At 38.2% G+C, this 19,835-nt stretch carries 16 protein-coding genes; 14 read left to right on the top strand and 2 right to left on the bottom strand.

The annotated features are described in order from the left end of the window. Positions 1-54 precede the first annotated feature (54 nt). The 4 genes from B0X80_RS02225 (at position 55) to B0X80_RS02210 (ending at position 6,528) form a co-directional block, all read left to right on the top strand. Positions 55-1,251 carry an alpha-hydroxy acid oxidase gene (locus tag B0X80_RS02225; protein WP_077338182.1) on the top strand — a complete coding sequence of 399 codons (1,197 nt, stop codon included), beginning with the start codon at positions 55-57 and terminating at the stop codon, positions 1,249-1,251. A gap of 84 nt (positions 1,252-1,335) precedes the next feature. Beyond that, positions 1,336-2,874: a S10 family peptidase gene (locus B0X80_RS02220; protein ID WP_077338181.1), complete on the top strand. Its 1,539-nt coding sequence runs from the start codon at positions 1,336-1,338 to the stop codon at positions 2,872-2,874. A gap of 68 nt (positions 2,875-2,942) precedes the next feature. Beyond that, complete coding sequence (locus B0X80_RS02215) at positions 2,943-4,253, top strand: metal-dependent hydrolase family protein (RefSeq protein ID WP_077338180.1); 1,311 nt, start codon at positions 2,943-2,945, stop codon at positions 4,251-4,253. A 124-nt stretch (positions 4,254-4,377) separates the two neighbouring features. Next, the gene (locus B0X80_RS02210) at positions 4,378-6,528 is read left to right on the top strand and encodes a S9 family peptidase (protein ID WP_139345280.1); all 2,151 of its coding nucleotides are present in this window, start codon (positions 4,378-4,380) and stop codon (positions 6,526-6,528) included. A gap of 69 nt (positions 6,529-6,597) precedes the next feature. On the opposite strand, the gene B0X80_RS02205 is transcribed toward B0X80_RS02210, so the two are convergent. Next, the gene (locus B0X80_RS02205) at positions 6,598-7,098 is read right to left on the bottom strand and encodes an Lrp/AsnC family transcriptional regulator (RefSeq protein WP_077338178.1); all 501 of its coding nucleotides are present in this window, start codon (positions 7,096-7,098) and stop codon (positions 6,598-6,600) included. A 215-nt stretch (positions 7,099-7,313) separates the two neighbouring features. On the opposite strand from B0X80_RS02205, the gene B0X80_RS02200 reads away from it, so the two are divergent. From B0X80_RS02200 to B0X80_RS02165, 8 genes are all read left to right on the top strand, one after another. Then, positions 7,314-8,546, top strand: coding sequence for a 3-methyl-2-oxobutanoate dehydrogenase (2-methylpropanoyl-transferring) subunit alpha (locus B0X80_RS02200; protein ID WP_077338177.1), 1,233 nt, complete (start codon positions 7,314-7,316; stop codon positions 8,544-8,546). Positions 8,547-8,596: 50 nt separating this feature from the next. After that, a complete protein-coding gene (locus B0X80_RS02195) occupies positions 8,597-9,610 on the top strand; it encodes an alpha-ketoacid dehydrogenase subunit beta (protein ID WP_077338363.1) in 1,014 nt (337 codons plus the stop codon). A gap of 2 nt (positions 9,611-9,612) precedes the next feature. Continuing rightward, positions 9,613-11,358 (top strand): 2-oxo acid dehydrogenase subunit E2, encoded by a 1,746-nt coding sequence (locus B0X80_RS02190; RefSeq protein WP_217697122.1) that lies wholly within the window; start codon positions 9,613-9,615, stop codon positions 11,356-11,358. Positions 11,359-11,366: 8 nt separating this feature from the next. Then, the gene (gene lpdA, locus B0X80_RS02185) at positions 11,367-12,785 is read left to right on the top strand and encodes a dihydrolipoyl dehydrogenase (protein WP_077338176.1); all 1,419 of its coding nucleotides are present in this window, start codon (positions 11,367-11,369) and stop codon (positions 12,783-12,785) included. Between the two features lie 45 nt (positions 12,786-12,830). Next, the gene (locus B0X80_RS02180) at positions 12,831-13,982 is read left to right on the top strand and encodes an acyl-CoA dehydrogenase family protein (RefSeq protein WP_077338175.1); all 1,152 of its coding nucleotides are present in this window, start codon (positions 12,831-12,833) and stop codon (positions 13,980-13,982) included. Positions 13,983-14,030: 48 nt separating this feature from the next. After that, entirely contained in the window at positions 14,031-15,095 is a 1,065-nt protein-coding gene (locus B0X80_RS02175) for a branched-chain amino acid aminotransferase (RefSeq protein WP_077338174.1), read from the top strand. Between the two features lie 41 nt (positions 15,096-15,136). Further along, positions 15,137-15,910: a 3-hydroxyacyl-CoA dehydrogenase gene (locus B0X80_RS02170; protein ID WP_077338173.1), complete on the top strand. Its 774-nt coding sequence runs from the start codon at positions 15,137-15,139 to the stop codon at positions 15,908-15,910. A 433-nt stretch (positions 15,911-16,343) separates the two neighbouring features. Then, positions 16,344-16,985, top strand: coding sequence for a hypothetical protein (locus tag B0X80_RS02165; RefSeq protein ID WP_077338172.1), 642 nt, complete (start codon positions 16,344-16,346; stop codon positions 16,983-16,985). A gap of 15 nt (positions 16,986-17,000) precedes the next feature. Here the strand turns inward: B0X80_RS02165 and B0X80_RS02160 are convergent, their stop codons facing one another. Then, entirely contained in the window at positions 17,001-17,888 is an 888-nt protein-coding gene (locus B0X80_RS02160; protein WP_077338171.1) for a LysR family transcriptional regulator, read from the bottom strand. 152 nt (positions 17,889-18,040) lie between these two features. Between B0X80_RS02160 and B0X80_RS02155 the strand changes: the two genes are divergently transcribed. After that, entirely contained in the window at positions 18,041-18,589 is a 549-nt protein-coding gene (locus tag B0X80_RS02155; protein ID WP_077338170.1) for a cytochrome b, read from the top strand. Positions 18,590-18,594: 5 nt separating this feature from the next. Continuing rightward, positions 18,595-19,830 (top strand): multidrug effflux MFS transporter, encoded by a 1,236-nt coding sequence (locus B0X80_RS02150; RefSeq protein ID WP_077338169.1) that lies wholly within the window; start codon positions 18,595-18,597, stop codon positions 19,828-19,830. The last annotated feature ends 5 nt before the right edge of the window (positions 19,831-19,835 follow it).

The following is a 19,835-nucleotide window of genomic DNA, read 5'->3' as shown; positions in this document are numbered from 1 at the left end:
CTTTATTGTAACTGTGGGTAGTTATTGTTGAGTTAATTTATTTGAGGTAGGCATATGACACAAAAATCATCATTTGAGCTAAGAAGAAGGTTTCTTCAGTTTATGGCCGCGAGCCCTGCTTTATACGGTTTTAATGTTTTAGGACAAAGTATATCTTCGCCTTATGCACCTCAACATGTTCAACATGCTAAAGATGCTGTTAATGTTTTTGATTTTCATGAAGTTGCTAAATCTAAACTATCGCCTGGACATTATACTTATATGGCGCGAGGTTCTGATCACGGCTTAACTCAGCTTGCTAATAGTGAAGATTTTAAAAAAATTAAGCTACGTATGCGTCGCCTTGTTGATGTTAGAAATATAGACACATCTATTGAATTGTTTGGTAAACGCTACGCCTCACCAATCTTGTTATCGCCTTGTGGAAGGCAGAGTATTTATCATCCCGAGGCAGAGTTAGCTGTTGCGCGTGCAGCTAAAAATAAAGGCGCTGAATTTATACTATCTACAGTGGGATCAAGTGCAATTGAAGATGTCAATCAAGCAGCAGGCAAACCTATTTGGTTTCAACTTTATCCTGATACTGATTGGCAAGTTACTCAACGGTTAGTAAAGAGGGTTGAAAATTCAGGTTGCCCAGTATTAGTGTTAACGGTAGATATGCCTGCAACTAATCGAGAGGCACTTGACCGTTTTCATCGTTCAACTAATTCTGAATGTCAAAGCTGTCACTCACCTAAAGCGGGGGTTTTAGGTAAAAAACCAATGCTTGAAGGGTTGTCCCAAAAATCACGGGGTAAGGGTGGTGCCTTTATGAACTGGGTATTTGTTGAACGCTTAAAAGCTACAACGTCAATGAAAATAGTGCTAAAGGGTATAGTTACCCATGAAGATGCAAAGCTAGCACTTGAATATGGTGTTGATGGCGTTATTGTTTCTAACCATGGAGGGCGTGCAGAAGATAGCGGTAGGAGTACTATTGATTGCTTACCCGAAGTTGTTGCTGCTATTGACGGAAAAATTCCGGTACTTTTTGATGGGGGAATTCGACGAGGGACTGATGTTTTTAAAGCTTTAGCATTAGGTGCTGATGCCGTGGGAATAGGGCAACCTTATTTGTGGGGATTATGTTCTTTTGGTCAATCAGGTGTAGAAACCGTATTAGATTTATTAAATCGTGAGCTTGAAATCGTGATGAAACAGGCAAGAACCACAAATATTGCTCAAATAACCCCAAGCTATATCGCTTAAAGAGCACTCTGTTAATTATTTAGGGTGCTATTAGTATTAAATTAGATCGTTAATTCGTCTTTATCTTTATGGAAAAACAATTACATGAAATATTTTTTTAATTTTAACAAAACTATAGTTTGTACACTTATATCTGGTTTGATGTTTTGTTCAAATGTAATGGCTGCTAACGAAAGTAGTGCTGAAATAAAACCTAAATCATTTGTTAGTGAACACCGTATTGAAGCGGGGGGTAAAACCATTCGCTATATTGCAACTGCAGGTGAAACCTTATTACGAGACAGTTCAGGAAAACCCACTGCGGCTATTTGGGCTACTTCTTTTGTAAAAAAGGATGCTAAAAAAGAAAATCGTCCTGTTATGTTTGTTTATAACGGTGGCCCAGGCTCTGCAGCAGCTATTCTGCAAATTGGCCTTTTAGGGCCTAAGATAGTTAATCGACCAGACTCACCAAAGGGAGATGACGGTGCTGCTCCTTATTCTATAATAGATAATCCTCACAGTATTCTTGATTTAACGGATATTGTTTTTGTTGATCCTGTAGGTACTGGTTTTAGCCGAGTATTAGGTGATGCAAGTAATAAAGATTTTTGGGGCACCGCTTCTGATGCTCGCTCTATGGGCGATTTTATTAATAATTGGATCACAATTAATCAGCGTTGGAATTCACCTAAACATATCTTGGGTTTAAGTTACGGAACGATAAGAGCGGTAAGTACAGCTGATTATTTAAGTGCGGCTTACGGAATGGATTTGAATGGTCTTATTTTAATGGGAACGGCAATTGATTTAGGTGGTTTAGCTTCTGTTGATAACAATATTTTAGCCTATATTGGATATATGCCAACGATGGCAACTATTGCTCATTATCATGGCAAAGCTGGCGTAGGTAAAACATTAGAAGCTTTTGCAAAAGAAGCGCGAGAATTTACCATTAAAGAATATGTGCCAGCATTACTCCTTGGAGAAATGATGCCAGCTGAAGAAAGAGATAAAGTTGCAGAACGCTTCGCGTATTTTACCGGCCTAAGTAAAAAGTACATATTACAATCAAATTTAAGAGTGTTAGTACCTAGGTTTAGAAAAGAGTTATTACGAGATGAAGGTTTAACTATCGGTTATAGCGATGGGCGTTACACAGGACAAGAGTTTGATAATGCTGCTGATGAACCTGTGATGGGAGATCCGTCTAATTATAGAGAGCTAAGCATGTATAACGCTGGATATAATCATTACTTAGCAGAAATTGGGGTAAAAATGGACACCCCATATAAGCTTGTAAATTATAATGTTGGTAAGAATTGGGATTGGCAACCTGACATGAAAGCTTTTACTGACCCGCAACGTTACAGAGTTGCAAGGCGTTCATTAGTGAGTGAAGTTGCGAGTAAATTAGGTTCACTCATGCGTAAAAATGAAGACTTAGATGTGATGGTGGCTTCAGGTTTATACGACATAATCACTCCATTTTTTAATACTGAACGTAGTTTTGCTAATAATGGTATTGTGCTTGATCGCGTTAATATTAACTACTATGAATCAGGCCATAAAATATGGATAGATACTAAATCTCGTGAAAAGCTATCGAATGATATTCGTCAGTTCTTTTTATCGCAAAAATAAATATGAGCGTTGTAACACACGTTTCATTTTACTGAGACTGAAATAATAAGTTTAAAATAGGAAATAGTATGAGAACTTTAGTGAAATTAGTAGGTTGTGCATTAGCGTTAACGCCTCTTATAGGGAACAGTGCTGATTTTGTTGTTGTACACGCAGGTAAGTTAATGTCGATACCTGGCGAGAGCGTTAAAAGTAAACAAAGTATTGTGATCCGTGACGGAAAAATCACAGATGTTAAGTCGGGCTATATATCAGCTAGCTCATTGAATATCACTAAAGATGACACCATCAAAATCCATGACTTAAAAAATAAGTTTGTATTGCCAGGCCTTATCGATGGTCATGTTCACATTACTGATGAACTGGATAATAAACATAAAATTCGTAGAGTCGAATTCTCTGACCCGGATACGGCTTTATTTGGTGCTAACAACGCAAAACATACACTAGATGCAGGGTTTACCACCGTGAGAGATTTAGGTGGTCGTGGTGGTGATTCAGTATTTGCATTACGTGATGCTATTGCAAAAAACTATATTCCTGGTCCGAGAATTTATGCCGCAGGGTTTGTTATTTCTCCTACAGGTGGTCATGGACAACGTCATGGATATAGACAAGAAGTATTTGAAGTTGTTAACCACAGTGGCGTATGTGACGGCGTTGCTGATTGTCGCCGTGTTGTACGTGACCAAGTAAGGCGTGGAGCAGATCAAATAAAGTTTGTGGCTACTGGTGGAGTAACATCAGAAACAGCAGCCGGTACGGGGCAGCAGTTTTTTGATGATGAAATAAAAGCTATTGTTGATACCGCTCATGCATTGGGGCGAAAGGTTGCAGCTCATGCGCATAATGCAGATGGTTTGAATGCGGCATTACGTGCAGGTGTTGACTCAATTGAGCATGGTACTTTTTCTGATAAAGAATCCTTACGTTTATTTAAGAAAACAGGCGCTTACTTAGTACCAACATTATTAGCAGGAGCAACCGTTACAGAAATAGCAATGAGTGAAAATTCATACTACCCATCAGCGGTTAAAGCGAAAGCAATTAAAGTGGGCCCTAAGCTAATAGAAACCTTAAGAGTAGCACATGATAATGGTATTAAAATTGCCTTTGGTACTGATAGTGGTGTATCTAAACATGGACTTAACGCAAGAGAATTTGAATTATTAGTGCAAGCGGGATTAACGCCTACAGAAGCCATTCAAACGGCCACTGTTTATGGTGCAGACAATCTTGGAAAATCAGACGTTTTAGGTTCTATTGAAGCAGGTAAATATGCTGATATTGTTGCGGTAGATGGTGATCCGACTAAAGACATTAAAGAGTTAATGGATATTGACTTTGTGATGAAAGAAGGTGCTGTTTATAAACAATAATAAGCAGCGTATTGCTTTTATTCATTGTGAATAAAAGCAATACCAACTTCGTTAGTATCAGTTTGTTCCTCGCTATCTATCAATCTACCTATAAATTAATCCTCTTATAAAAAAGGAAACGAGTGTGCTAATACAATTCAATGTTATTTTTTATAAAGCCCACCTAGCGAGAAGAAAGTACCTCCAGTTATTCTTTACTTATTTTTTAGCAATAATAGGTGTAATGGGATTATCTGGTTGTGTATCAACAGATAGGGCGCAATCTATTTTAGCTGACGAATCACGTTTATCATCTACACCGCTTATTCCACGTAGTGATCTTTTTGGTTATCAAAAATACTCAGCACTTAAACTTAGCCCTGATGGAAAACAAGTTGTTTATAAAAAATTGTTTAATGGTGTTTTAAATCTTTGGGTTGGTCCTGCAAATAATCCAGAATATGCAAAACCTGTTACTTCATTTATGCGTGCTCCTAAACGTTTTAGTTGGAGTGTAGATGGAAAGTTTTTACTGATTTTAGAAGATATAATTGGTAAAGAAATGGAACAACTATGGTCTGTAAATCTTGAATCAGGAGTTTTGAAAAACTTAACAAATGATACAACTGTTCGTACTGAAATTATAAAAATATCAAAAAAATATCCTACTAAAGTTTTAGTGAGTATTAATGAAAGAGATGGGCGTTTTCATGATGTATTTTTAATTGATATAGCAACGGGCGAACGTAAAGAAGTGTTCCGTAATGATGGTCACTTTATTGGCTTTTATGCAGATTCTGACTTAAAAGTACGCTTGGGTGTACATGGAAATGAAGATGGATCTTCAACATATATTCGTTTAGGTGAGAAAAAAAGAACGGAACTGATGACAGTGCCATTGGCTGCGCTTCGTAGTACAAAGATATTGTCGTTAAGTGATAATGGAATATTAACATTACTTGATAGCATTAATTCTGAATACTCAAACTTGGTTACCATTGATATGGCTACGGGCAAAAGAACGTTGGTTGCTGAAGCTATAGAAGCCGACATCGACGCTGTTTTTTATGATAAAAAATCTAAAGCTCTATGGGCGACACGTGAAGATCCTATTGTACCTAAATGGACGATTAGATCACCAGAGGCTGCTAATGAGTTTGCCGCACTTGAAAAGACCTTCGGCACTTCATTTTCTATTGTAGGGCAACCTAACAATAAAAAATTACTGATTCTACAATCACTTAATGGTAAACCTGAAAGGTATCATTGGTGGGATAGGGATACTAAAACGGCTACGCTTATTTTTTCAACGCGGCCCAATCTAGAAAAGCATACCTTAGCCCAGCGTAAGCCTGTTATGATACCAACTCGCGATGGTTTGTCGCTTCCTTCTTATTTAACTTTGCCGCCAGGTACGCCATTAAATGCAGAGGGCTTTCCTGTAAAAGCAATTCCACTTGTTGTTATTATTCATGGAGGGCTTTGGCTGCGTTCTAATCTTAGGTTTAATGACGTTAACTATTGGTTAGCCGACCGTGGCTATGCCGCATTGTCTATTAACTATCGTGGTTCTGTAGGTTTTGGTAAGTCGTTTACATCCGCTGCTGATAAACAGTGGGCTGGAGATATGCATAATGATGTGATTGATAGTGTGGATTGGGCTATTGAAAAAGGCATAACCGTACGTGATAAAGTTGCCTCTTACGGTCGTTCGTATGGTGGTTATGCTTCTTTAACTTCATTAACGTTTACACCTGATCGCTTTCAATGCTCTGTTGCAATGGTAGGTCCTTCAAACTTACAAAGACTTATAGCGGATATGCCCGATTGGTGGCGATATCAGTACCCTCAATGGGTTAATCGTGTAGGTGATCCTAACGACCCAGAAAGTGCTATTGATTTAATGGATCGTTCACCCATCACACGAGTTGCTGATATTGAAGGGCGTTTACTCTTAATGGCTACTGGAGATGATCCTCGTGTACTTATGCGTCAATCTGAATCATTAGTTGGCGCTATGGACGCTTTAGGTAAGCCAGTAACTTACTTACTTTATGAAAAAGAAGGTCATAATGCTTATCCTGCTGAAGTGGTTATTTCTTTACGTGCGGTTACGGAGCATTTCTTAGCTGATTGCCTAGGAAATGCCGCAGAACCTTTTGGTTCAGATTTAGAGCGTTCAGATATGGAAGTTAAAGCAGGGGGGCATTTAATTAAAGGTTTACCAGAAGCGTTGAAAGCAACGGGAGAGAAACGGTTTTCTAAACCTCATATATCTAATGATATTTATAACTAACCGTTAGTTTAATCAGGTGTGTCAGTGACGCACCTGAAATCATTTAACTAGAACTCTGATTAATGGATTTTATAGTGATTTAACATTAACGTGGCTAGACATATGTTCCAAAGGCAATTCTGTTTTATAACAAATTTGTTTTAATGAAAAACTACTTTTTATATGGCTAATACCTTCCATTTCTGTGAGTTGCTCTAACAGTTCTTGATAGCTAGTTAAATCAGGCACGGCAACTCGAACTAAGTAATCAAAATCACCTGTCATTAAATAGCACTCCATTACTTGTGGCCATTGGCTTATTTTGTTTTCAAATTTTTCTAAATTATTCTTTTTTTGGCGGCTTAAGGTAATTTGAATAAAGACATTAACAGGCAACCCCACTTTTTTAGGATCGAGTAAGGTGACTTTGCCTCTAAAAAAACCCGCCTCTTGAAGTAGCTTAACTCGTCTTGAACAAGGTGAGGCTGATAATGAAACTTTATCAGCTAATTCAAGATTAGAAATGCCTGCGTCTTGTTGTAACTCTTTTAATATTTCTATGTCGGTTTTATCTAAAATTAAATTGCTCACGTTGAATTCCTTATTTCTACTATGTTTTGTTTTTGTGGTGATACTCTCTAATTTTATATTTATTTTTGGTTTTTTACACCACTATTTTGCATTTTTAGACGTTTTTTGGTAGGACTAGCTACGGTTTTACATGATATATTTTTCTTATAATTTTAAAACATTCACGCGTTTTAAACATAATAGATAAAGCATTCTGCTTTGGAGAAAACATTAACATGAATGATGAAAAACCGTTGAGCTTGCACGTACCAGAGCCGTCTTCTAGACCGGGCGATAAACCCGACTTTAGTCATATTAGCGTACCTGAGGCAGGCGTTGTTCGTAAGCCTGAAATAGATTGTACGCCTGCGAGTATTCGTGATCTTGCCTATGACATGGTTAGAGTTATGGATGATAACGGCAGGGCTGTTGGTGATTGGATCCCTGATGTTGATGATGCCTTTTTGCTAAAAGGTTTAACCGTAATGTTAAGAACACGGATATTTGATGAGCGTATGTTCATGTCGCAACGCCAAGGAAAAACCTCTATTTATGTACAGTGTCGAGGTGAAGAAGCCATCGCTTGTGCACAACGTATGGCGTTATCGCAAGGCGATATGTGTTTTCCAAGCTACAGACAACAAGGGCTATTGATTGCTCAAGACTTTCCAATGGTAGATATGATTAATCAAATCTATTCCAATTCAAAAGATAAACTAGGCGGGCGTTCATTACCTTTTTTCTATTCAGAGCGCGATTATGGTTTTTTCTCTATTTCTGGCAACTTAGGCACTCAATTTATGCAAGCCGTCGGTTGGGCAATGGCGTCTGCTATTAAAGGCGATACAAAAGTTGCTTCGGGTTGGATAGGTGATGGTTCAACGGCGGAAAGTGATTTTCACTCAGCACTTGTTTTTGCGTCAACTTATAAGCCGCCAGTGGTATTAAATGTCGTGAATAACCAATGGGCAATATCAACCTTTCAAGGTATTGCGAGTGGCGAGTCAGCTAATTTCGCCTGTCGTGGTCATGGTTTTAATATTCCTTCTATTCGTGTTGATGGCAACGACTTCTTAGCGGTTTATGCTGTGTCTAAATGGGCAATCGATCGTGCGCGTAAAAATTTAGGCCCAACATTAATTGAATGGGTAACTTATCGCGCCGCCGCTCATACCACGTCTGATGATCCAACAAAATATCGTCCAGCAGATGAAGCCGAACATTGGCCATTAGGCGACCCGATTGAGCGTTTGAAAACACATTTAATTGCTAAAGGTGTTTGGGATGAAACCAAACATGAAGCGCTAACTAAACAGATAAAAGCTGAAGTTAAAGCCGCAGCAAAAGAGGCTGAAAGTTACGGAACCTTAGGTAAAGGTGCGGTTCCTCCTGTGAGTGAAATGTTTAACCATGTTTATAAAGACATGCCTCCTCACCTTCGTAAACAACGTCAAGAATTGGGAGTATAAAAATGCCAGAAGGAAAAGTTATGCCTCAACATAAAACAACTGAGAAACAAGTGTCTCGTAAAAATATGATAGAAGCCATTCGTGATGCCCTTGATGTAAAAATGGCGCAAGACGATAACGTGGTTGTTTTTGGTGAAGATGTTGGTTATTTCGGTGGCGTATTTAGAGCAACAGAAGGTTTGCAGGCTAAATATGGTAAATCACGTTGTTTCGACGCACCAATTTCTGAGCTAGGCATTATAGGGGCTGCCGTAGGCATGGGCGCTTATGGTTTACGACCTGTTCCTGAAATTCAATTTGCTGATTATATTTTACCAGCATACGACCAAATTGCTTCTGAAGCAGCACGTTTACGTTATCGATCTTCGGGTGAGTTTATTGCGCCAATTACCATTAGAACACCTACTGGTGGTGGTATATACGGTGGGCAAACCCATTCGCAATCACCTGAAGCATTGTTTACTCATGTTGCAGGATTAAAAACGGTTATTCCTTCTAATCCTTACGACGCTAAAGGTTTGCTTATTGCGTCAATTGAAGACGATGATCCCGTTATATTTTTAGAGCCTAAACGATTATACAACGGCCCATTTGATGGTCATCACGACAGACCGGTAACCCCTTGGTCTGAGCATGAATTAGGTGAAGTTCCAGACGGTCATTACACCGTACCTTTAGGTAAAGCGGCTATTGCCCGTGAAGGTTCAGACGTTACTATTTTAGCTTACGGCACTATGGTGCATGTTGCTATATGTGCAGCTGAAGAAACAGGTATAGATGCGGAAGTTATTGATTTACGTACGCTACTACCACTTGATGAAGAAACCATTGAAAAGTCTGTTAAAAAAACTGGGCGCTGTATTGTTGTCCACGAAGCCACTAAAACCAGTGGTTTTGGTGCTGAGTTGATGGCCATAGTTCAAGAGTTATGTATGTACAATTTAGAAGCTCCTATTATTCGAGTTACTGGCTGGGATACACCATATCCCCATGCACAAGAATGGGATTATTTCCCTGGGCCTGCTCGCGTTGGTGATGCATTAAGAAAAGTGATGGGAGAATAGAAATGAGCAATTTTTTAATTGAAGTACCAGACATTGGTGAAGGTATTGCAGAAGTTGAAGTTGTTGAGTGGAATGTTGCAGTTGGTGGAACCATCGAAGAAGACGATGTGTTATGTGTCGTAATGACCGACAAAGCGACTGTTGAAATTCCATCTCCTGTAGACGGGACAGTAACGTGGCAAGCTTGCCAAGCGGGCGATATGATTGCCGTTGGTGCCGACTTTGTAAAACTACAAGTAGACGCTAGTGTTGCAAATTATGATGAAAATACAGTTGTTAGCTCTGCACCTGAACAGGAAGTTGAAGCACCAGAAACAACGGTAGAAAACGCAGTTGTTGAAGAAGGCGTAGCGGTTCAAAACTCATCTTCAACTAATAACTTACCGGGTAACTATTATATTGATGTACCTGATATTGGTGAAGGTATTGCCGAAGTTGAAGTGGTTGAGTGGAGCATAAATATTGGCGACAACATCGAAGAAGACGATGTGTTATGTGTCGTAATGACCGACAAAGCCACCGTTGAAATTCCAGCTCCTACAGATGGAAAACTAGTATGGCGTGCTAGCGAAGCGGGAGAAATGATTGCTGTTGGTTCAATGTTTGTACGTTTAGACGTTGAAGGTGCAGGTAATATTTCTGAGTTAGCGAGTCAGGCACCATCAAATAGTAAAGCTGAAACACCTGCTGTTACGCAAGTTAAAGTCGAACAAGCAAAAAGTGCAGTGGCTCAAACTAATGTAGCTCAAACTAAAGTTGTTAAGTCAGCTAAAGCGGCATTTGAAAAGCCGAATATATCTAAAATACCTACAGCAAATGCTCATGGTAACGCGCCTACTTTTACTGGCGTTCCACGCGCCGAAGGAGAAAAACCAACAGCAGCGCCTGCGGTTCGTCAACGTGCTATGAATGCCGGTATTAATTTAAATTATGTACGAGGAACAGGTCCTGCTGATCGCATTACTCATGATGATTTAGATGCCTTTATCGCGGGTCAATCGTCAGCTATAGCTTCTACATCTTCCAATTCTAGTACCAATGCTGTTGCTAACGAATCAATTGAAGAGGTTAAAGTTATTGGTTTACGTCGCAAAATTGCCGCCATTATGCAAGATACCATGCAACGTATTCCTCACTTTACGTATGTGGAAGAAATTGACGTTACTGAATTAGAAAAGCTTCGTGCCAAGCTCAATAAAGAACGTACAGATGATCAGCCCAAATTAACCATGCTACCTTTTTTCATTAAAGCCTTGGTTATTGCTTTAAAAGATTACCCTGAAATGAGCGCACGTTTTGATGACGACGATAATATTGTATATCGCTATGGCGCAGCTCATGTCGGTATTGCAACTCAAACAGACAGCGGCTTAGTTGTACCGGTTATTAAACACGCTGAAACATTGGATTTATGGCAATCAGCCGACGAAGTTAAACGTTTATCAACAGCAGCGCGTAGCGGTAAAGCTAAGCGTGAAGAATTAAGCGGTTCAACGATCACTATAACAAGCCTTGGCCCAATGGGCGGCATTGTTACTACACCCGTTATCAACTCTCCTGAAGTGGCCATTATTGGTATTAATAAAATCGCTAAACGACCTGTTTGGCAAGATGGTGGTTTTGTTCCTCGCGATATTATGAATATTTCATCTTCGTTTGATCATCGAGTCATTGATGGTTGGGAAGCGACACTATTTGTACAACGTATTAAAAGCTTGCTTGAGTCTCCAGCAACCTTATTCATGTAGGAGTGAAAATGACTAATTTAGTTTCATGTAAAGTATTAATCGTAGGTGCAGGCCCTGGCGGATATGTTGCTGCAATTCGTGCCGGACAGTTAGGGCTAGATACCGTGATTGTTGAAGGCGACAGAGCTGGTGGAACATGCTTAATTCGTGGCTGTATCCCGTCAAAAGCGTTAATTCATGCGGCATCACGTTTTGAAGAAATTAATGCGCATACTGGCGACGGTAAACTCGGCATTTTAGTACCACAACCTGCGCAGCTTGATATGCCAAAATTGATCGACTGGAAAGATTCAATCGTCGCGCGTTTAAGTAGCGGTGTTGAAGCTTTACTGAAAAAGAACAAGGTGAAACAAATTAAAGGTTGGGCTAATTTCTCAGACGCTAAAAATTGTACGGTTGATACTGCAGAAGGTGTTGTAAGTATTAAAGCGGAACACGTTATTTTAGCAACGGGATCAACTGCAACTGAATTGCCTTTTTTACCCTATAGCGAAAATGTTATTTCGTCTACGCAAGCACTTGATCAAAACGAATTACCTAATCATTTAGTGGTGATTGGGGCTGGTTATATCGGCCTAGAAATGGGCATCGCTTACCGTAAGTTGGGTGCTAAAGTGACCTTTATTGAAGGCATGGATTCTATTGTACCGCTGTTTGATAAAGAGCTAACAAAGCCGGTGACCACATGGTTGAAAAAACATAATGTAGACATTGAATATTCAGCTCGCGCCCAGTCGGTTGTTGACCATGGTACAGGTGAAGGAGCCACATTAACCTATACCGACAAAAAAGGTATTGAGCATTCAATTCATGGCGACAAAATCTTAGTCACTGTTGGCCGTCGACCTAATACGCAAGGTTACGGTTTAGAGAATATGTGTGTCGATATGAATGGCGCTTTCGTTAAAGTTGACAAGCAATGTCGTACAGCAATGAAAAACGTTTGGGCAATTGGTGACTTAGTTGGAGAACCTATGTTGGCACATAAAGCGTCAGCACAAGGGGAAATGGTTGCCGAAATTATTTCTGGTTTAAAGCGAGAGTTTAACCCAACGGTTATTCCTGCCGTTTGTTTTACTGAACCTGAACTTGTTGGTGTGGGTATAACGGCCGCGGAAGCAAAATTACAAGGTACAGAAACCCTTGTAGGTAAATTTCCTTTTGCTGCTATAGGTAAAGCGTTAGCAATGGAAGCCGGTAACGATGGCGGTTTTGTTCGTATAACCGCCCGTAAAGATAACCATGTGGTTATCGGAATTCATGCTGTGGGTGCTCATGTTGCAGAGTTAAGTAATCAATTTGCTACTGCGATTGAAATGGGGGCACGGCTAGAAGATTTAGCTAATACCATTCATGTTCATCCAACATTAGGCGAAGCCACTATGGAAGCTGCCATGTCGACCTTAGGTCATGCGATACATATGTAATTAGAGTGTTGCTGATTAACGTAATAAATATCTTGAGATAAAAATATGCAAATAGAATTTAATGAAGAAGAAATAATGATTCAAGACACAGCAAAACAATTTGCTGAAGCTGAATTAAAACCTAATGCTGAATTAGTTGAGCAAGAAAGCGGTAAAGAGCTGTTTTTATCGAATATTAAAAAACTCAGCGAATTAGGTTTTATGGGCATTAATATCGATAGCCAATATGGCGGTATTGAGGCTGGCAGCGTTGCTTTTTCTTTAGCGATAACTGAACTTGCCCGAGGATGTTCTTCAACTGCAGTTACCACATCGGTAACGAATATGGTGGCTGAAGTGATTCAAGCTGTAGGTAACGAAGAGCAAAAATCACATTACTTACCCAAAATTTGTAGTGGTGAGTGTTTTGCTGCTGGTTTTTGCTTAACTGAAACGGTTGCAGGTTCTGATCCTGCAGGTATGAAAACCCAAGCAGTAAAAGAGGGAGACGAATACGTGCTTAACGGCACTAAAACGTTTATTACTTCAGGGGATTATGCTGGCGTATTTGTTGTGTGGGCAGTAACAGATCCTAGCTTACCTAAAGGTAAAGGCATAAGTTGTTTTTTAGTGGATGGCGATACTCCAGGTATCACTATTGCTAAAGCTGAAGAAAAAATGGGGCAAAAAGCCTCTTCAACGAATCAAGTGATTTTCGATAATTGTCGTATTTCTGCTTCTGCTTTGTTAGGTAAAGAAAACCAAGGTTTTAAAATAGCGGTAACTGAACTAGCGGGTGGCCGTATAGGCATAGCTTCATTAGCATTAGGCTTAGGGCTTGAAGCGATTGAATACGCTAAAGACTATATTAAAGAGCGTAAGCAATTTGGTCAGTCGTTATCAAACTTTCAAGGTTTGCAATGGATGTTAAGTGACCGATACACCGAACTAGAAGCGGCTCGTTTGTTAATCATGCAAGCGGCTGTTAACAAAGATAATGGTTTACCATTTTCTACTTCTGCCTCTATGGCAAAGGTATTTGCATCTGAAAAAGCGAACGATGCTTGTTATACCGCATTGCAACTATTAGGTGGGGCAGGGTACATAAAAGAATATCCGATAGAGCGCTTAGCTAGAGATGTCAGAATTACCACTATATATGAAGGTACAAGTGAAATTCAGCGAGTGATCATCGCTAGAGATATCTTAAAAGATTAATAAGCGTTAATAAATCAGACATAAAATAGAAAATATAAAGAGAAGTAAATGACAATTACAATAAATTCAAAACATCCAAATGAACGTGGTACTTGCCCAGCTGAATATAGTTTTGGTGAAACCTTCTCTGATCATATGTTTATGCAGCAATATACCCCAGATAAGTGCTGGCACAATCAAGAAATTTATCCTTATCAGCCTTTATCGTTAGATCCTTCCGCTGCGGTTTTACATTATAGTCAGGAAATATTTGAAGGCCTAAAGGCGTACCGAAACGTGAACGATAGTATTAATTTATTTCGTCCTCAAGAAAATATAAAGCGCTTTAATCGTTCAGCAAAACGTATGGTAATGCCAGAGGTTGACGAAGCTTTGCATTTAGAAGCGTTAAAGTCGTTAGTTTACTTAGATCAAGATTGGGTGCCTCATCAAAAAGGTTCATCCTTGTATATACGCCCAACGATGATCGCTACAAGTGCTAAATTGGGCCTTGGGGCTAGTATGAACTATAGCCATTATATTATTGCAGGGCCAGCAGGAAGCTATTTTAAAGGTGGATTAGTGCCTATTTCAGTTTTTGTTGCTGATGAATATCGTCGAGCTGTAAAAGGTGGTGTTGGCGAAGCTAAAACAGGTGGTAATTATGCTGCGAGCCTTTTTGCTTCAGAAGAAGTTATTAAATTAGGTTACTCGCAAGTGCTTTGGTTAGACGCCGTAGAAGGTAAATACATTGAAGAAGTTGGCGCAATGAACATTTGTTTTGTGTATGAAAATGCACATATTGTAACGCCTGAGCTCAGTGGCAGTATTTTACCGGGAATTACACGAGATTCTATTTTGAAACTAGCTCCAGCATTAGGCTATGAAGTAAGCGAACAGCGTTTAGATATTGACGTGATTTTAGCTGATATAGCCAGCGGGAAAATAACCGAGGTATTCGGTTGTGGTACGGCTGCAGTTATATCCCCCGTAGGAAAGCTGGGCTTTAAAGGAAAAGAATACGTTATTAATAATAATGAAACCGGTGATGTCGCTACAAAACTTTATGACAACTTAACCGGTATTCAATACGGTACTTGTGAAGATAAATTTGGTTGGGTTGAGTCAATTTAATTGAGGTTAGTAGTGCTAATTCAAATTAACGAGGAAAAGTAATGAATATTGAAAATAAAGTTGCTGTGGTAACGGGTGGAGCATCGGGCTTAGGCAGAGCCGTATTAGAAGAATTAAATAAAACAGGTATAAAAGTCGCGGTTTTTGATCTTAACCAAGAGCAGGGCGCACAACTTTCAGCGGAATTTGGTAACGATAAAGTTATGTTTGTTTGTACCGATGTAACCAACGAAACGTCTGTTGAAAGTGCTTTTGAGTCTGTTATTGCTCAGTTTGGCCGTGTAGATATTTGTATTAATTGTGCCGGTATTGCCCCTGCTAAAAAAGTACTCGATCGCGACAAAAAAGCGCAAGCGTTATCCGCTTTTAGTTTAGCCATTAATATTAATTTAATTGGTAGTTTTAATGTTGCTCGAATGGCAGCTGAAAAAATGGCATTAAATGAACCTAATAACGACAACGAGCGTGGTGTTATTATTAATACCGCATCAGTTGCTGCTTATGATGGGCAAATGGGGCAAACCGCTTATGCGGCAAGTAAAGGTGGAATTGTCGCTTTAACTCTACCTATGGCGAGAGATTTAGCGTCTTCAGGTATAAGAGTAAATACCATAGCCCCAGGGATTATGGGAACACCTATGTTATTAGCGATGCCTGAAAAGGTACAAGAGTCATTGGTTAATAATATTCAATTTCCTAAACGTATGGGAGCACCTAATGAGTTTGCTCGCCTTGCGTTACATATTATTGAAAATTCATACCTTAATGGTGAAACCATTCGCCTAGATGGCGCTATTAGAATGCCAGCAAGGTAAGTTACTTAAGTAAGTTTTTTACGGATATAGCAGAGAAACGTGTGATATATGTTTTTCTGCTATTTTATTTGTTTAGTAGAAACGGCAATTATTGCTTTTTATGCGGCAACTTCTTTCCTCAAAAATAGCTATTTAACCTGAGTTCGGTTTAATAAGTAGTTAATTCATTGAAAAATAAATATTAAAATCTTGGTTTGCTTCTAGCTTGATATTTTTACTTAATTCAAGGCAAATTTATGCGTCAATAGCTGGTCTATTGCAAGTGAATTTAACGCCGAAGTTAGTAAAAATAGCGGCTAGAAGAACATTTATTAAGTTAAACTCAGGTTATTTAACCTGAACCTCCTTAAGTTTATTAGCTTTGATATTCTCTTTATTTTGGTTCGGTTTATGCAGGTAGCATCAGATAAATACCTACTGTAAAGGAACTACTATGTCTGCTGCTATCACGTTAACAACTTCGCAAAGTGTATTGTCGCAACTTTCAGCATTATCACAAAAACCATCAAACCAGAGTGTCGAAGGAACGTCGTCGTATACTAGTGCCATTGAAAATAAGTCTTCCACGAGTAACTCGATAGATGAACTTAGGCGTTCAACTAAAATTACAAGTATAAATCCTGAAGAAGTAAGAAGTCTTTTTAATCAAATTAAAGCTAAGTCTAATACTGAATTAGAAACAAATAATATTACCAATAAAAAGTTAGAGCCATTTGATTATTTAAGTAACAATATTGATGAAATTATGGATCATCCTATTGAGGTTAAAATCGAACGTGATGAAATTGAAATAGCTATTTTATATAACAGTTTAGGTATCAATTATCTTGATGTTAAGCGCATTGAAGTTCGTATGGAATTATTAGAAATTGCTAGGGAGGAGGTCAGCGAAAACGCTAAAAATGGGAGTATAACCAAAGAGCAAGAGCAGTCTTTGAATAAAATTATAAAAGGTCACATGGAGTCGTTACTTGAACAAAAACAAAATCTATTAGAAAGAAAGCACATTACTGAAAACGAAGATTTACTTCTTGAGCAGTTAAAACGTAGTTCTGCTGTGATAGCCCATGAATAAAATAGAGTATTATCCTCACCTGTGATGAGATAAATGCTCAATTAGGGTATCAATAAACTTTCTTTTAGCGGTGCTTAAATGTTTTCTGCTGGGGTAAACAACTGAAATAGGTAGAGGTTGAGGCATAAATTCTGTGAGTAATTGAACGAGTTCTCCTTTGTTTATTTGTTCTTGTGCCATAAAGTCAGGTATATATGAAATACCTAATCCTGCGGTAGCAAACCTTTGTAGCATAATATCGTTATTTGCTTCTAAATTCCCTTTTACTTTTACCAATATATTTTTCTTTTCATCGATAAACTTCCACTTAAATGGGGTTTTCATTATGGTATTAATAATACAGTTATGATTTGTTAACTCTTTTGGGTGAGCAGGTATCCCGTATTTTTTTAGATAACTTGGGCTTGCAACGACAATAAGAGGGAAAAGGTGAATTTGACGAGAAATCAAGTTCGAATCTTCTAATACTCCTATTCTTACCGCTAAATCATAACCTTCTTCTACAAGATTAACTTCTCGATTGACGAAATTTAACGACAAGGAAACATTGGGGTATTTTTGAGAATATTCATTTAGCGCATTTTGCAGTATGTTTTCACCTAATACAGGAGGCGCAGTAAAGTGGATATGATCTTTTACTATTTTTTCGTCGGTACTTAAAGAAATTAACTCTCCAACGTTTTGTGTAATAACGTCCATTTTTTGCAAATAACGTCTGCCATCATTGGTTAAGCTGATTGAACGTGTTGTTCTATTGATTAATCGTGTATTTAAGTGTTTTTCTAATTCATTTATTTGCCTACTCACTGCTGAAGGCACCAAATTTAAATGGTTAGCGGCTTTGCTAAAGCTTTTGTGTTTGCATACTTCTTGAAAAACTTCGATTGATTTGAGTAAGTTCATTGTTCACTTATTATGAAAGGTGAATTCATTTTTATATTATTTATCACTTAATGTGAATTGTCTATGATCTGTTTAATATACCTTGGATCTGTTAAATACATCCAACTAATCAAAATTTATTCTTTATTTTTAATCTTCGTACAGGAACATAAATGGTTACTACAAAGCGCCTTAGTAAAATTACAATTGTACTTCATTGGTTTATTGCTTTTTCAATTATAGGTTTGCTAGCTTTGGGCTGGTATATGACTAATTTTGAGCTGTATCAGTATTATCAAATTCATAAATCATTAGGGGTTATATTAGTTGCGTTTGTTTTAATACGTGTTGTTTGGCGTATAAAAAAAGGTTGGCCTGAACACGCATCTAATTACCCTAAACATGAAGTTGTATTAGCGAGTGCTACTCACTGGGTTTTAATTGTATCTACTGTTTTAATGCCTATTTTTGGAATGTTATATTCCGGAGGGAGTGGTCATGGTTTTGGTATATTTGGCTTAGAAATTTTTCCAAGTAATCATAGCCTTGAAGATCCTTCTGTTGTTGTACCATTAAGTGAATTTTGGAGTGATTTTGGCCATATTGCTCATGAATATAATGGTTATATATTAATGGCAGCTATTGCTTTACATGTAGTAGGTGCCTTTAAACATCATATTATTGATAAAGATACTACGCTTTCGCGTATGTTAGGTAAGTAATCCATATGTTTATACATTATCAAAAACACACGTTACCCTTTAAAGAATTTGTTGGTTTGATGGCACTTGTTATGTCATTAGTTGCTTTATCGATAGATTCTATTTTACCAGCCTTAGGTGCTATAGGTGATTCTATGGGGAATAAAGATCCTAATGATAATCAGCTAATGGTTGGTTTTTTATTTATAGGTTTAGCGCTGGGACAATTTTTATTTGGGCCTTTGTCTGATTCGATAGGTCGCCGTAAAAGCATGTTAATCGGTTACTCTATATTTTTTATAGGAAGCCTGTTAGCTATTATAGCGAGAGATTACGACACCATGCTGTTTAGCCGATTTTTACAGGGCTTTGGTGTTTCAGTGGCTAGAGTATTATCAACCGCTATTGTACGAGATTTATATAGTGGAAGACGCATGGCTAAAGTGATGTCTTTTATTATGATGATCTTTATATTAGTGCCTATGCTGGCGCCTATTATTGGGCAATCGATACTAACGTTATTTAATTGGCAAGCTATTTTTATTTTTACTGGGCTTGTTGGTTTAATTTCATTATTTTGGTATTTAATCAGGCAAGGAGAAACTTTAGCGGTTGCAGACAGAACCGATTTTACTTGGTTAAGGGTAAAGCAGTCTTTCCATATCATTTTTACTGATCGTAAAATTATTGGTTATGTTGTTGCTTCAGGTTTTATTACAGGACCTTTTGTTTTCTTTCTGGGTTCTTCGCAGCAATTACTACAATTTTCTTATGCGTTAGGTGAATATTTTCCTCTATATTTTGCAGGTATTGCTTTTGTTTTAGGTATTGCTTCGTTTGTTAATGGTAAACATGTTGTTAAGCATGGCATGTTAAAAATAGCATCGATTTCTTTATCGCTATTAGCCGTATCGTCAATTGTGTTTTTTGTTACTTCTCTTTTTTTTGATGGTTTACCGCCTTTATGGATAACAACTATTTATTTGTTAATTTTATTTTTTTGTTTAGGTCTTACTTTTGGTAATTTAACTGCATTATCGATGGAACCTCTAGGGAATATGGCTGGTATGGGGGCTGCTATTGTTGGTTCTGTATCTACGCTAATGTCAGTATTAATTGCCATTGTTATTGGTCAATTTTTCGATGGCACTACCTATGTTTTAACGCTAAGTTTTTTAGCTGCCTCAGTAACGATTTTATTGTTATTTAAGTGGATTAATTCAGTGCAAGCAGTGATCACTAAAAAGGATCTAGCGGTGTAGTCGGT

Origin of the sequence: Pseudocolwellia agarivorans (assembly GCF_002000085.1) — a bacterium.
Taxonomy (GTDB): Bacteria; Pseudomonadota; Gammaproteobacteria; order Enterobacterales; family Alteromonadaceae; genus Pseudocolwellia; species Pseudocolwellia agarivorans.
Note: the sequence above shows the minus strand (reverse complement) of the source record. Positions and strands in the feature narration are given on the sequence as shown.

Coding starts and splice junctions, on each gene's coding strand:
- B0X80_RS02225 (WP_077338182.1), top strand. CDS start 55: ATGACACAAAAATCATCATTTGAGCTAAGAAGAAGGTTTCTTCAGTTT.
- B0X80_RS02220 (WP_077338181.1), top strand. CDS start 1,336: ATGAAATATTTTTTTAATTTTAACAAAACTATAGTTTGTACACTTATA.
- B0X80_RS02215 (WP_077338180.1), top strand. CDS start 2,943: ATGAGAACTTTAGTGAAATTAGTAGGTTGTGCATTAGCGTTAACGCCT.
- B0X80_RS02200 (WP_077338177.1), top strand. CDS start 7,314: ATGAATGATGAAAAACCGTTGAGCTTGCACGTACCAGAGCCGTCTTCT.
- B0X80_RS02190 (WP_217697122.1), top strand. CDS start 9,613: ATGAGCAATTTTTTAATTGAAGTACCAGACATTGGTGAAGGTATTGCA.
- lpdA (WP_077338176.1), top strand. CDS start 11,367: ATGACTAATTTAGTTTCATGTAAAGTATTAATCGTAGGTGCAGGCCCT.
- B0X80_RS02180 (WP_077338175.1), top strand. CDS start 12,831: ATGCAAATAGAATTTAATGAAGAAGAAATAATGATTCAAGACACAGCA.
- B0X80_RS02175 (WP_077338174.1), top strand. CDS start 14,031: ATGACAATTACAATAAATTCAAAACATCCAAATGAACGTGGTACTTGC.
- B0X80_RS02170 (WP_077338173.1), top strand. CDS start 15,137: ATGAATATTGAAAATAAAGTTGCTGTGGTAACGGGTGGAGCATCGGGC.
- B0X80_RS02165 (WP_077338172.1), top strand. CDS start 16,344: ATGTCTGCTGCTATCACGTTAACAACTTCGCAAAGTGTATTGTCGCAA.
- B0X80_RS02160 (WP_077338171.1), bottom strand. CDS start 17,888: ATGAACTTACTCAAATCAATCGAAGTTTTTCAAGAAGTATGCAAACAC.
- B0X80_RS02155 (WP_077338170.1), top strand. CDS start 18,041: ATGGTTACTACAAAGCGCCTTAGTAAAATTACAATTGTACTTCATTGG.
- B0X80_RS02150 (WP_077338169.1), top strand. CDS start 18,595: ATGTTTATACATTATCAAAAACACACGTTACCCTTTAAAGAATTTGTT.